This is a genomic window from Methylobacterium sp. P1-11 (genome assembly GCF_008329595.1).
Classification (GTDB): Bacteria; Pseudomonadota; Alphaproteobacteria; order Rhizobiales; family Beijerinckiaceae; genus Methylobacterium.
Map to the genome: position 1 here is coordinate 75,662 of NZ_NPKS01000004.1, position 13,010 is coordinate 88,671.

The window sequence follows — 13,010 nt, forward strand, 5'->3', positions numbered from 1 at the left end:
CGCCGGAGGATCATCCATGCCAGAGTCCCGGATCGTGCGGGCCGCCGCCATCCAGATTGCGCCAGACCTCGACAGGCCGGACGGCACCCTGGAGCGCGTGCTCAACGCCGTCGACGAGGCCGCCGACAAGGGCGCGCGCTTTATGGTCTTCCCCGAGACCTTCGTCCCCTACTACCCCTATTTCTCCTTCGTCCTTCCGCCTGCCTTGCAGGGCCCTGAGCACCTCAGGCTCTACGAGCGCGCGGTGGCCGTGCCGGGACCGGTGACGCAGGCCGTCTCGGCGGCCGCGCACCGCCACGGCGCCGTGATCGTGCTGGGGGTCAACGAGCGCGACCACGGCTCGCTCTACAACGCGCAGTTGATCTTCGATGCGGATGGGGCGCTGAAACTCAAGCGCCGCAAGATCACCCCGACCTATCACGAGCGCATGATCTGGGGGCAGGGCGACGGCGCCGGTATCACCGTGGTCGAGACGGCAGTGGGCCGCGTCGGAGCGCTGGCCTGTTGGGAGCATTACAACCCGCTCGCCCGCTACGCCCTCATGGCGCGCCACGAGGAGATCCACGCCGCGCAATTCCCGGGCTCGCTCGTCGGCCAGATCTTCGCCGACCAGATGGAGGTGACGATCCGCCACCATGCCCTGGAGGCGGCCTGCTTCGTGGTCAACGCAACGGGCTGGCTCACAGACGACCAGGTGGCGCAGGTTTGCCCGGACGAGCGCCTGCGCGGCGCCTGCCGGGGTGGCAATTGCACCGCCATCGTCTCGCCCGAGGGCAAGCACCTCACCGAGCCGCTCGGACCCGGCGAGGGCATCCTGATCGCCGACATGGACCTCGCGCTCGTGACCAAGCGCAAGCGGATGATGGACTCGGTCGGCCACTATGCACGGCCCGAACTCCTCAGCCTCCTCCACGACGACTGTCCGGCGTCTTTCGTGCACCCGCTGGCGCGTACGCAGACCGCCTCCCGGAGCCTCGACCATGAGCAGTTCCCCGCTTCCGACGAGTCTTACCCTCGCTCCGCCGGTGACGACGGGCCTGATCGGGATGCCGACAGAGCGCCTGATCAACGCGTTACAATCCTACGGTGTTAGGCTGGCCGACAGCCGCGCCGGAGCGCCGAGCCGCCGCGGCGGCGCCGGCCCCTCGGACCACAAGGCCATGACCATCGCGGGCCGAACCGTGATGGTCCCGGTCCACACCGAGGCCGCCTTCGACTCGCCCTTCCTCGTCCGCCGGCCGGACGCGGACGGAGTCGCGGTGATCGAGCACGACGGCGTGGTGATCGGCCGCGCCACCTTCCCGGGCAAACCCCGCTTCTACGCGCTCTCGACCTTCGACGGGGTGCCCTATTCGAAGATCGCCGTGCTGCACGGGCGCGACGTGCTCGCGACCACAGTGCTGCAGACCTGCATCCGCTACGCCAGCCGCACCAAGACCTGCCAGTTCTGCTCGATCGGCCAGTCCCTCGCTGCCGGGCGCACGGTAGCGCACAAAAGCCCGGCGCAGCTCGCCGAGGTCGCCCGTGCCGCCGTGTTGCTGGACGGCGTCAAGCACATGGTCATGACTACCGGCACGCCGAATGGCACCGATCGCGGCGCGGCGATTCTGTGCGAGAGCGCCTTCGCGGTGAAGGCCGCCGTGGACCTGCCGATCCAGGCCCAGTGCGAGCCCCCCGACGACGACCGATGGTTCGAGCGGATGAAGGCCTCCGGCGTCGATGCGCTCGGCATGCATCTCGAGGCCGTCACACCGGAGGTGCGTGCGCGGATCATGCCCGGCAAGGCGAGCGTGCCGCTGGAGCGCTACTACGACGCCTTCGCGGCCGCCATTCCGGTCTTCGGGCGCGGCCAGGTCTCCACCTACATCCTTGCCGGGCTCGGCGATGCACCGGAGGACATCCTGGCGGTGGCCGACCGCCTGATCGGGATGGGCGTCTATCCTTTCGTGGTGCCGTTCGTGCCGATCTCCGGCACGCCGCTGGAAAGTCATCCGGCCCCCGGACCGGACTTCATGCATGCCATCCTGAAGCCGCTCGCGGACAGGCTGGCCGCCGCAAGCCTGCGTTCCACCGAGATCAAAGCCGGCTGCGGACGGTGCGGCGCCTGCTCGGCGCTCTCCACCTACGAGCGGACCGGCGGGGCGGCCTGATGTTCGACCCCGTGCCGCCATACCAGCCGAGCCACTTCCGCGTGAAATTCGCGATCGCCCCGTGGGAGCGGCGCGCCTGCGCGGCCCTGCGCCGCCAGGTCTTCTGCGTGGAGCAGGGCCTCTTCGTGGATGACGACCGGGACGCCGTCGACGCCCACGCCATACCGATCTGCGCCCTCTCGACGCTGGGCGGTGAGGCCGACGCCGTCGTCGGCACCGTGCGCATCCACGCGGTTCCGGAACGTCCCGGCGAGTGGTGGGGCTCCCGCCTCGCCGTCGCCAAGCCCTTCCGAAGCGCCGCCGCCCTGGGCACCGGGCTCATACGGCTCGCCGTCTCGGCCGCTCACGCAAGGGGCTGCGCCTGCTTCCTCGCGCATGTGCAGGAGGGGAACGCGCCACTGTTCGAGCGCCTGAACTGGACGAGCCTCGCCCTCTTGGATCTGCATGGGCGGCCCCACCGGCTCATGCAGGCGGACCTCGCCGCCTACCCGCCGGTGCTCGATCCTAAGCACGGCGTCGTCATGATCCGCAGGGCCGCGTGACTGCCGCCCCCGACATCCAGGCGCTGGCGCGCCAGATCCGCGAGGCCCGCGGCGTTGCCCACAAGCGCGACATCGACGCTGTAGTGGCGCGGCTCGGCTTGGGGAGCCGGCACGCAGCGGTGCCGGTCGGCGACGATTGCGCGGCAATCCGCGATGGCGACGGACACCTGCTCCTGGCCATCGAGGGCTTTCTCGACAGCTTCGTGGCCGACGATCCGTATTTCGCCGGCTATTGCGGGATCATGGTCAACCTGAGCGACGTCGCCGCCATGGGCGGGCGCCCGCTCGCCGTGGTCGATGCGCTCTGGAGCCGGGATGCCGGGGCGGCAGATCTGATCCTGGCCGGCTTGTCCGACGCCGCAGCGCTCTACGGCGTCCCCATCGTGGGCGGCCACACCAACATACGCGCGGCCGCGGGGAACCTCGCGGTCGCCGTGCTCGGCCGGTCCGGTTCGCGCCTCCTGACGAGCTTCGATGCCGCGCCCGGCGACGACCTCGTCGCCGCCATCGACCTGCGCGGGCGGTTCCGTGAGCCACAACCCTACTGGGACGCCTCGACCGGGGCGCCGGGGGCACGGCTGCGCGGCGACCTCGCGCTGCTGCCCGCCATCGCCGAAGACGGGCTGGCCCGTGCCGCCAAGGACATCAGCATGGCGGGAATCGTCGGCACGGCCCTTATGCTACTTGAATGCTCGGCGGTTGGCGGCGTCATCGACCTCGACGCGATCCCGCGTCCCGACCACGTCCCGCTCGCGCGCTGGCTGACGGCCTTCCCGAGCTTCGGCTACCTCGTGAGCGTGCATCCCGACCGCACGCCGGCCGTGCTCGCGCGCTTCGCGGAGCGCGGCATTGCAGCGGGCGCGATAGGGCGCCTCGACGCGAGCCAGGTCGCCCGCGTGAGAGACGGTGCGGGCGCCGACGCAGAAGTCTGGGATTTCGCGGCCGGACCGCTCATCGGCTGCGCTCGGCACGGCGCGGGGGCTGCCCGGTGACGGCCCTGCGCATCGCCATTCTCACCCACTCCACGAACCCGCGCGGCGGCGTGGCCCATTGCCTCGCGCTGGCCGAGGCCCTGTGTGCGCTGGGCCACGAGGCCGTGGTCCACGCCCCTGACCCGTCCGGCGGCGGCTTCTTCCGGGATGCGGCCTGTCCAACCGTGGCTCTGGCCGCCGAGCCGGTCGCCGGCCCGACGGTCGAGCTCGTGCGCGCCCGCATCTCCGATTACCTGCGCCACTTCGCGAGCCCGGCGGCGCGCGCTTTCGACGTCTTCCACGCGCATGACGGCATCGGCGGCAACGCGCTCGCGACCTTGAAGGACCGGCACCTGATCCCGGGCTTCGCGCGCACCGTGCACCACGTCGACAACTTTTCCGACCCGCTGCTCGCGGCGTGGCAGGACCGCGCGATCCGCGAGGCCCAGCGCCTGCTCTGCGTCAGCCGCCTCTGGGCCGACTGGATCCGGGACGAGCACGGCGTCGAGGCCACCATCGTGGGGAACGGGGTCGACCTGTCAGTCTACCGGGACGCGCCGACGCCGGCCGACACGGCCGTGCGGGAGAGCTGGGGGCTCGGCCAGGGGCCCGTCATCCTGACTGTCGGCGGCTTTGAGGAACGCAAGAACACGCTGGGAATCATCAAGGGATTTGTCCGGCTGCGCGCACGCCACCCCCGGGCGCAGCTCGTCGTCGCCGGCGGCGCCTCGCTGCTCGACCACGCCGCCTACCGCGCTCGGTGCCGCGCGACGCTGGAAGCTGCCGGCCTCGCAATTGGGCGCGGGGCGGCCGTCATAGAGACGGGCCCAGTTCCACAGGCCGACATGCCGGGACTCTACCGGGAGGCGGACCTGCTGGCGTTCCCCTCTTGGATGGAAGGTTTCGGCCTGTGCGTGCTGGAGGCAATGGCCTGCGGCACGCCCGTGATCGTCTCGCGCCGGCCCCCGTTCACCGAGTACCTGACGGCGACCGACGCACTCTTCGTCGATCCCGCAGACCCGGATGCCATCGCCGACGCCATGGCGTCGGCGATGGAGCCGCAAACCCGCGGCCGGCTGCGGGCGGCCGGCCTCGCACGAGCGGCCGCCCAGTCGTGGCGCGCCTGCGCCGATCGCCACCGCGCCGCCTACGCGGCCTGCGCCCAAAGTCAGCCGGAACCGATCGATGCCTGAGATGCACTTCCACGTTCGCTGGCCCGATGGACGGCGCGAGGCCTACTACTCGCCCTCGCTCGTGGTGAAGGACTTCCTCACGCCGGACGAGAGCTACGCCCTCGACGAGTTCGTCGCGAAGGCCCGCACGGCCCTCACCATCGCCAGCGAGCGGGTCCGCGAGAAATACGGCTTCGCCTGCTCCTCCGCCCTGGATCAGCTCGCCCGCATCGAGGCCGTCGCGGGGCGCCAGCCCCCCGGCGGCCGGGTCGCGGTCGAGCGCTTCGAGGCCTGAATCTCCGCGTCCTCCCGAACGCTCTCGGAGTTGGAGCCATGACGTCCACGATCCGTCACGTTCCCGTCGCCATCGTCGGCGGCGGTCAAGCCGGTCTCTCGGTAAGCTATCACCTCAAGCAGCGTGGGATCGAACATCTCGTCTTCGAGAAGAAGACCGCCGCGCATGCCTGGACGACGCAGCGCTGGGACACGTTCTGCCTCGTCACGCCGAATTGGCAATGCGACCTGCCGGGCCACCGCTACGACGGTCCGGACCCGGACGGGTTCATGAGGAAGGACGAGATCGTCGCCTACCTCAAGGCATTCGTCGCAAAGGTGGATCCACCGATCCGGGAGGGCGTCGCGGTCAGCCGCGTCGCGCGCCGCTGGGACGGTCGCTTCTCAGTCCAGACCTCGGAGGGCGACTACACCGCCGACGAGATCGTGGTCGCGTCCGGCGGCTATCACACCCCGATCATCCCCCGCATGGCCGAGAAGCTGCCGCCCGGGATGACGCAGATCCACTCGAACCAGTACCGCAACCCGGCCCAGCTTCCCGATGGCGCGGTGCTGGTCGTCGGCTCGGGGCAGTCCGGCGCCCAGATTGCGGAGGATCTGCATCTCGCCGGCCGCAAGGTGCATCTCGCGGTGGGCGATGCACCTCGCTGTGCCCGCTTCTACCGCGGGCGAGACGTCGTCACGTGGCTCGCCGATATGGGCTATTACGAGATGACCGTCGAGAACCATCCGCTGCGCGACGGCGTCCGCGACAACACGAATCATTACGTGACCGGGCGCGACGGCGGCCGGGATATCGACCTGCGCCGGTTCGCCCTGGAGGGCATGGCGCTCTACGGGGTGCTCGACGATTATGCCGACGGTGCGCTGCGCTTCCGCGACAATCTCAAGCGCTCGCTCGACCAGGCCGACCGGACCTACAACAGCATCAACGCGGCCATCGACACGTACATCGCGGAGACCGGCCTCGAAGCGCCGGATCAGCAGCCCTACGCACCGGTCTGGGAGCCGGGCGAGCCGGTCACCGACCTAGCCCTCGAAGGGTCGGGCATCACCAGCATCGTCTGGTGCATCGGCTTCACGCCGGATTTCCGGTGGCTGGACGCCTCGGTGTTCAACGGGGCGGGACAACCCAAGCACAAGCGCGGCGTGACCGGCGAGGACGGCATCTCCTTCATCGGCCTGCCCTGGCTGAACACCTGGGGCTCGGGGCGCTTCGGTGCGGTCGGCCGCGATGCCGAATACATCGTGGAGGTGATCCAGAAGCGCCTGGCCACCGGAGCGCTCGGCTTGAAACACGCGGTCTGAGCCGGATCGCTGCGCGGACCGTCATTCGCCGGGGCGTGTCACGGACGGGGCGGCTGTTCAGGTCGCCGGTGCCGGACAGTCCCAGGCGACCGGGGCCCGGTTGCTGTGCGGCCCAGCTCGTCCGCGTGGCCGACCGAGGACGTCTTCATCCTGCCGCCCGGCGCTTTGCGGGATAAGCTCAAGTTAGCGGATATTAAATATTTTTCGCTAGTAGTTCGGCTTGCAGCCGCAGAATTGTTCTATTCGGCTGTCGCGAGGCCGCCGTGTCGTTACAAAGTGTCTCCATTCGTACCAAGCTCGTGGTCGCCTTCTCGGTGCTGACCCTTTTCGTGGTCGGGCTCGGTGTCCTCGGGCTCATGAGTACGCGCAAGCTGCGTGAGCAGGCCGTCGAAATCGATACGAATTGGCTGCCGAGCATCAGGACCCTGGGTGAGATCGATACGCTGACGGCGCGCAGCAGCGGCCTTCTCCTGCGCCACACGCAGGCGACCGACCCGGCGCTCCTCGCGACCATCGAGAAGGACATGGACAGCTTCGATCGGAAGCTGGCCGACCGGATCACCGCCTACAAGGCCATGCTCAGCTCGCCCGAGGAGCGGGCGCAGTTCGAGACGTTCAGCCGGGAATCGGACGCGTTCCGGACAGCCCGCAACGAGGTCGTCGAACTCTCGCGCGCGGGCAAGAAGGCCGAGGCCTATCAGCTCTATGAGACGAAGGGTCTGATACCGCGTCGTGCGGCCTCCAAGGCCCTGGAGAAGCTGGTCGCCATCAACAACGAGGGCTCCGACGCAGCGCAAGCGCAGAGCACCGCCGTCTACAACGAGGCCTGGACGGTCGGCCTCGTCGCCATGGGTCTCGCCGTGGCGGTCTCGCTGCTCTCGGGCGTGATCATCGTCCTGGGCGTCACCCGGGGTATCGACTCGGTGGTGCAACCGATGCAGGCGCTGACCGCCGGCGACCTGTCGGCGGAGATCCCGTATCAGGGCGAGAAGACCGAGATCGGGGCCATCGCCACGGCCGTGGAGGTGTTCAAGCAGGGCCTCATCAAGATGAAGGCGCTGGAGGCTGAGACCGCCGAGGCGCGGCTCGCCGCCGAGGAGCAGCGCCGGATCGGCATGCGCCAGATGGCCGACGGCTTCGAGGCGGCGGTCGGCGGCATCGTGGGGCTGGTATCGGCCTCCGCGACGGAACTCCAGGCCACCGCCGGCTCCATGTCGGCCATGGCGGGTCAGACCTCGGCGCAGTCGGGGGCGGTCGCGGCCGCCGCCGAGGAGGCTGCCTCGAACGTCAACACCGTCGCCGCGGCGGCCGAGGAACTCGGCGCCTCGGTCCAGGAGATCGGGCGGCAGGTTCAGGGCTCGGCCGAACTGGCACGCTCGGCAGCCGGCGAGGCGGACCAGACCGGTGCTCTCGTGCAGGAACTCAGCAGCGCCGTCGCCAAGATCGGCGACGTGGTCGGACTGATCTCCTCGATCGCCGGCCAGACGAACCTTCTGGCGCTGAATGCCACGATCGAGGCCGCCCGGGCCGGCGCGGCCGGTCGGGGCTTCGCGGTGGTCGCCTCCGAGGTGAAGGCGCTCGCTGAGCAGACCGCCCGTGCAACCGGGGAGATCTCGGCTCAGATCGGGCGGATTCAGGGGGTGACCGGCCAGGCGGTCTCGGCCATCGGCACGATCACGTCCCGGATCCGTGAGATCAACGGGGTCGCCACCTCGATCGCGGCGGCTGTCGAGGAGCAGGGTGCCGCGACCCAGGAGATCGTCCGAAACGTCACCCAGGCCGCCCAGGGCACGGGCGAGGTGACGAGCAACATCGCCGGCGTTGCCGGCGCCGCGGAAGAGACGGGTGCGGCGGCGAGCCAAGTTCTGGGCGCCGCGTCGGAACTGTCGCGCCAGTCCGAGCACCTCTCTGCCGAGGTCGGGCGGTTCCTGGCCACGGTCCGCGCGGCCTGACGGCGGAGGCCCGTCTCGCACGGCGCGCCGGGCCGCCCGCATCGCGCCGTTCGCTCCCCCCGGGCAACCACGCGTATCCGGGGCCGGACGGCGCTCCATTGTCCAACGCCGAGGTGTGCCGGAGCACCTCCGCCCGGAAAGCTTGGGCTTACATCAGGGTCACACCGCGAACACAGTCGCGGACCTGATGGAGACTTTCCGATGACCGTCGTTGCCCGCCTCACCCTCGCCGCCGCCGTTGCCGCCGCCACCGTCGCGGTTCTCGCCGGCACCTATGTCGAGATCCTGGATCGCGCCCTGCCGATGCATTTCGTCTGAGACGCGAGGTGCGAGCCGGTTGAATACCGCATCCCGGGACGCCGCCGTTCCGCGGCGGCGCCCCGGGATGCGGGAGGGAGGTGGCCGATGAATCGAATCCTGATTTCCGTCTTCGACGGCGCCCTGTGGGTCGCGGACACGCTCGACGACATTCTCGTCGAGGCCGCCCTCGGTTTCGGTGCCGCCGTCCCTTTTATCGCCGACTCGTCCGGCGATCCGCCCGCCATCTTGGTTGCTGGTCCGCATGAGACCGGAGCCTCGCAATCCCCGCGGTGATGGCCGTCCAGGACAACGGCGCGCTTTCGGTGCGGATGGCCTGCCGGCCGGCTGCAACGAAGGGCAGCCCTCCCTTCCACCCTCCCGGTTCAAACTCTTGAGCAGCCGCCTCGAGGAAGAGGCCACCCGGGGTGGCGCCGCCGGTTGGAGCGCGCTGTCGCGATCTCGGCCGCGCTTGGGCATTTCGGGAGCGTGAGGGGGATGAGAGCTCCGACCGGCTCAACGGGCTTATGTCCCGTCGTGCGCCCTCGCGGCACAAGTCGGCAGTACGCTAACGTTTCTGCGCGTCCGGCGCCGATTGTTCGGTCTGCGGCTCCATCTTGGTGGTGTCGGGCTTCGTCGGTGTGTTGTTTTGCGCCTGTTTGTCATCGCAGGACGCGATGCCGAGGAGCAGGAGCGCGGCAAGCACGAGGCGGCTGGTGGCCGGCATTGAGCCTCCGTGAGGCGGTTGGGACAGGCTGGCTTGGCGGCGCGATGCTCCAGCTTCGCGCCACCGGACACCGGACAGGGCAGCCCGATCCGTGCGCCGTCAGGCGAGGCCGACCCCTCGGATCAGCGGCTGCCCGCCGCCGGCTTTGAGCCGGATCCGGCGTCGTTCGGACCCGTGCTGTTCGTCGTGCCGGAACGACTCATGGAACCGGTCGACGGGCCGCTGCCAGCGGCGCCGGGCGTCGAGCCGGATCCCGCGTCGTTCGGACCGGTGCTGTTGGCTGTGCCCGACCGGCTGGTCGCAGCGCCGGTGTTCTCAGCGGCCGCGGCGGGGATGGTGGCCGCAAGGAGGCCGGCGACGGCGATGATCATGAACTTCATGGCGAATCTCCCTTATCGGTCCGGCGATTGGTCTCGCTGAGCCGTTGCCGGTCCTGAGGCCAACGCCACGCCGGCAAGGCTGTTCCTGCTGCCAGCGCCGAGCTGCCGCGGCCTGTCGTGGATCAGGAGGCCTCCGGAGGCATGTCCTCCTTCACCGCTCCGGGGGAGGCGGCGCGCGCCTGCTCGTCAGGCATCCGGTAACCGCGATCCCAGGTGGCGCGGGCGTCCGAGTCCGGAGGATAGGGGTTTGCGGTGATCGGATCGCCACGGTCACGCGCGTGGCGGCCCTCGTCGCTGATCGCGGCGGGTGAGCGGGTCGAGATCGTCATCGGCGGTTCTCCGGGGCTGGCGGTCATGATCCCAAACCGGATTCACGGATGATCGGGGTCGGCCGAGCCCAGTGCCGGTTCGGCGTGCCATCGGGCATCAGCGCCGCGGCCATCCATGCCGCGCGCTGCGGTATGCCCTGCGGATCGACGTGGTTGCAGCAAGAGCCGTCCGGCCAGCCGTCAAAGCCGTCGCCCTTCACCGAGTTCATGTCGTCGGGTGTCGGGGGTTCGGACACGAACCGGAATCCTTCGCGGACAAACGGGACGGGCGCAGCAGATTCTACCGGCCGCGTGCGCGAAGGTTCCCGGCTGCCGCCGCCGCACAGGCAACCGCTTTTGCCCTCCGAATTGCCGGATCCGGCCGGTTCCACCCCGGTTGTCCGTTTGTCGAGATTGACGAGGAGCAGTGCATGCTGGACGCGAAACCACCCTGTCCCGCGCTGCCGGAGCAGTCGCCTGCCGACCAGCCGGAGGGAGGGGCACCGCAACGCGTCGCGCATACGGAGGCGTCGCCGCTCAAGCGCGGGACTGCGCCGGCGCGCTGGTCGACAAGGCGGCTTCTGACCGTGCCCGGACTGTCGCGCGGACGACCCTGACGGACCAGGGCGCCTCCGTCACCGTGGCGCGCGCGCAGGGTGCACGAAAGGGGGGCGTCCGCAGGTGGTCGGGGCACAGGACTGAAGGGTCTCCGACTGTCGAGCGGCGCGCGCCGGCATCCCCGAAGCCGCCGCGGCGACCCGCCGCGGCGGCTGGGCGCCTTCGAGAATCAGGGATGTCGGCAGCCGATCCGCGCGGTGTCTGGTTCAGTGTGATCGATCGGTGCGGTCCGGCGCCCGGCCCTTCGTGCTGTGGGTGTGATGGCTGTCCCGCTCGCCGCCGCCGCCGGAGACGTGAGATTTCGAATCATTGGTCGGGCTGCCCGGTGCGGGGCCGTGATGCGCCTCGACGTGAGGCTTCGAGGCATCCTGATGGCTGCTGCCCGGGCCGCCTTGATGGCGGTCGGCGGCGGGTGTCTTCTTCGACGTGCTCATGCTGCTCCTGCTGATGCGCGGCGCCGTGAGCGTCGGAGGCGAAGAGCGCACCCGTTGCATTGGTAGGCGGTTGCGGGTTCCGCCTCTCCCGGCGCGTGATGTCTGGCCAACCCGACGGGTCCGGCGGTGTTCCTGCCGGATCCGAACCGCCGCCTCTCCGGATCCGTGTGCGTCGTGCCCGGGAGCAGCACGAATACATCCGACCGGCGCCCGCGGGACCGCATGGGGAACAGGCCGAGCCGGGATCCATTGAACCGAGGGATTCGACGCGGAGGACTGATCCGTTGAATGGCCGGCCGCGCCCTGCTGCGCTGATGGCGGGGACCGCCGGGATCGCCGTCCTCGGAATGCTTGCCTGGGCCAGGATCTCCGGGGTCAGCGTCCGGGCCAGGCTGATCAACGATGTGGCGCTCCCGCTGAGCGGCATGAAGCGCAAGGCGCGCGACGCGGACGGCATGCGGCGGCAGATCGCGCTGCACCGGCGGGTCGAGCCGGCACGTCCGTCGGTGTGGCTGCGCCGGAAGTACCGCATCGAAGCCGATCGTCGGGACGGGTCGGAGGTCTTCACGATCCACCCGCGCGGCGCGTGTTCAGGCACCACGATCCTCTACCTGCATGGGGGCGCCTGGGTCTTCGACGTGCTCGGGCCGCATTGGCGGATCGTCGACGCCCTGATCGCGCGCACCGGAGCCCGCGTGATCCTCCCGCGCTACCCGCTGGCCCCCGAGAGCACGTGGCGGGAAACCTACGCATTCCTCGAGCGCCTCATGGCGACGGTCTGCGCGGACGACCGCGGCAACCTCATCGTGGCGGGCGACTCGGCGGGCGGTTGCTTGTCCCTCGGCATCGCCCAGCGTCTGCTTGCGCGCCGCGAAAAGCTGCCTGCCGGCCTGCTGCTGTTCTCGCCTGCGCTCGATCTGACGTTCTCGGATCCCGGCGTGCACACCATCGCACCGCGAGACCCGATGCTGGCCGTGCCCGGCTGCCGCGCGGCGGCCCGCTTCTGGGCAGCCGGCACGCCGCTGTCGGATCCGCAGGTCAGCCCGCTCTTCGGTCGTCTCGACGGATTGCCGCCGGTGGCGATCATCACCGGCACGCGGGATCTCCTCCACCCGGATGCCCTTCGGCTCCATCGAGCCCTGGCACAGGCGGGGCAGGGCGTCGCGCTGTATCGGTATCCGGAGCAGTGCCACGTCTTCGTCGGCGCGCCGATCCCGGAGGCCGCCAGGGCCCTGGACGAGGCCGGCGCCTTCATCCGGGCCTGCGTGGCGACACAGACCGCCCGGATCCGGGCCTGATCGAGCAGGTCGAACCCGCCGTCTGCGGTCACCGGCCCGTATAGCCGACGGCGGACGCGGCTTCCTTAAGCCGCGCGAAGGCCGTCGCGTAGCGCTCACGCAAAAAGGCGGCATCGGCCGGAATCCGGGAGGGACGGAGGTTGTCCTCCGTATCGGACATCTTGATCAGCAGCGCCGCCAGGTTGCCCGCCGCGATCAGCGTCGTGATCCGCTCCGAATAGGCGATCCGGCTGGCCGGCTTCGTCAGAAGCGTGACCGTTTCGATAATATCCGAGTCGAAACCGGCGGCGCGAAGGTCAGTCATCGTGCGCGGCGTGTCCTCCAGCACATCGTGCAGGAGCGCGGCCTGCATCACTCGCATCGGGTCGATGTCGAGCCTGTCGATGAGTCGGGCGTGGCCGGCACGGGTCAGGGTCGCGTTCGCGACGCGTTCGAGGTGCCGCATGCAGGGCTCGCCACATTTGTCGAGCTGACCCGCATGCGCGGTGAGGGCGAAGGTATGGGCATCGAAGATCGTCGGCACGCTACCCTCTCGTGGGATCGATCGGTCCGGTTCGGC

The 13,010-nt window shown here is 69.9% G+C and carries 16 protein-coding genes; 10 read left to right on the forward strand and 6 right to left on the reverse strand.

Annotation, left to right across the window (positions count from 1 at the left end):
* The first annotated feature begins 16 nt into the window (after positions 1–16).
* The 9 genes from CIW48_RS05620 (at position 17) to CIW48_RS05665 (ending at position 8,983) form a co-directional block, all read left to right on the forward strand.
* Entirely contained in the window at positions 17–1,093 is a 1,077-nt protein-coding gene (locus CIW48_RS05620) for a Nit6803 family nitrilase (protein WP_149309842.1), read from the forward strand.
* Positions 1,047–2,150, forward strand: a complete 1,104-nt coding sequence (locus tag CIW48_RS05625; RefSeq protein ID WP_149310091.1) for an MSMEG_0568 family radical SAM protein — start codon at positions 1,047–1,049, stop codon at positions 2,148–2,150. The genes CIW48_RS05620 and CIW48_RS05625 overlap by 47 nt, the downstream gene beginning before the upstream one ends.
* Positions 2,147–2,692: an MSMEG_0567/Sll0786 family nitrogen starvation N-acetyltransferase gene (locus CIW48_RS05630; protein ID WP_149310092.1), complete on the forward strand. Its 546-nt coding sequence runs from the start codon at positions 2,147–2,149 to the stop codon at positions 2,690–2,692. Before CIW48_RS05625 ends, CIW48_RS05630 begins: the two co-directional genes overlap by 4 nt.
* Positions 2,689–3,684, forward strand: a complete 996-nt coding sequence (locus CIW48_RS05635) for a sll0787 family AIR synthase-like protein (RefSeq protein ID WP_149309844.1) — start codon at positions 2,689–2,691, stop codon at positions 3,682–3,684. The genes CIW48_RS05630 and CIW48_RS05635 overlap by 4 nt, the downstream gene beginning before the upstream one ends.
* A complete protein-coding gene (locus CIW48_RS05640; RefSeq protein WP_149309846.1) occupies positions 3,681–4,856 on the forward strand; it encodes an MSMEG_0565 family glycosyltransferase in 1,176 nt (391 codons plus the stop codon). Before CIW48_RS05635 ends, CIW48_RS05640 begins: the two co-directional genes overlap by 4 nt.
* Complete coding sequence (locus CIW48_RS05645; protein WP_149309848.1) at positions 4,849–5,130, forward strand: MSMEG_0570 family nitrogen starvation response protein; 282 nt, start codon at positions 4,849–4,851, stop codon at positions 5,128–5,130. Before CIW48_RS05640 ends, CIW48_RS05645 begins: the two co-directional genes overlap by 8 nt.
* Before the next feature lie 38 nt (positions 5,131–5,168).
* A complete protein-coding gene (locus tag CIW48_RS05650) occupies positions 5,169–6,437 on the forward strand; it encodes an MSMEG_0569 family flavin-dependent oxidoreductase (protein WP_149309850.1) in 1,269 nt (422 codons plus the stop codon).
* A gap of 263 nt (positions 6,438–6,700) precedes the next feature.
* A complete protein-coding gene (locus CIW48_RS05655; RefSeq protein ID WP_149309852.1) occupies positions 6,701–8,389 on the forward strand; it encodes an MCP four helix bundle domain-containing protein in 1,689 nt (562 codons plus the stop codon).
* Positions 8,390–8,794: 405 nt separating this feature from the next.
* Complete coding sequence (locus CIW48_RS05665; protein ID WP_149309854.1) at positions 8,795–8,983, forward strand: hypothetical protein; 189 nt, start codon at positions 8,795–8,797, stop codon at positions 8,981–8,983.
* Positions 8,984–9,254: 271 nt separating this feature from the next.
* Here the strand turns inward: CIW48_RS05665 and CIW48_RS33145 are convergent, their stop codons facing one another.
* The 5 genes from CIW48_RS33145 to CIW48_RS05685 all read right to left on the reverse strand — a co-directional run bounded on the left by CIW48_RS33145 (position 9,255) and on the right by CIW48_RS05685 (position 11,153).
* The gene (locus tag CIW48_RS33145) at positions 9,255–9,413 is read right to left on the reverse strand and encodes a hypothetical protein (RefSeq protein WP_173009183.1); all 159 of its coding nucleotides are present in this window, start codon (positions 9,411–9,413) and stop codon (positions 9,255–9,257) included.
* Between the two features lie 122 nt (positions 9,414–9,535).
* Complete coding sequence (locus CIW48_RS05670; RefSeq protein ID WP_149309856.1) at positions 9,536–9,793, reverse strand: hypothetical protein; 258 nt, start codon at positions 9,791–9,793, stop codon at positions 9,536–9,538.
* Positions 9,794–9,915: 122 nt separating this feature from the next.
* Positions 9,916–10,122, reverse strand: coding sequence for an Rmf/CrpP family protein (locus tag CIW48_RS05675; protein WP_149309858.1), 207 nt, complete (start codon positions 10,120–10,122; stop codon positions 9,916–9,918).
* A gap of 23 nt (positions 10,123–10,145) precedes the next feature.
* Positions 10,146–10,622: a hypothetical protein gene (locus CIW48_RS05680; RefSeq protein ID WP_149309860.1), complete on the reverse strand. Its 477-nt coding sequence runs from the start codon at positions 10,620–10,622 to the stop codon at positions 10,146–10,148.
* A gap of 303 nt (positions 10,623–10,925) precedes the next feature.
* Positions 10,926–11,153, reverse strand: a complete 228-nt coding sequence (locus CIW48_RS05685) for a hypothetical protein (RefSeq protein ID WP_149309862.1) — start codon at positions 11,151–11,153, stop codon at positions 10,926–10,928.
* A gap of 314 nt (positions 11,154–11,467) precedes the next feature.
* Between CIW48_RS05685 and CIW48_RS05690 the strand changes: the two genes are divergently transcribed.
* Positions 11,468–12,451 carry an alpha/beta hydrolase gene (locus CIW48_RS05690; RefSeq protein ID WP_173009184.1) on the forward strand — a complete coding sequence of 328 codons (984 nt, stop codon included), beginning with the start codon at positions 11,468–11,470 and terminating at the stop codon, positions 12,449–12,451.
* A 28-nt stretch (positions 12,452–12,479) separates the two neighbouring features.
* Here CIW48_RS05690 and CIW48_RS05695 read toward each other — a convergent pair whose 3' ends face one another.
* A complete protein-coding gene (locus CIW48_RS05695; protein ID WP_149309867.1) occupies positions 12,480–12,974 on the reverse strand; it encodes an HD domain-containing protein in 495 nt (164 codons plus the stop codon).
* Positions 12,975–13,010: the final 36 nt, after the last annotated feature.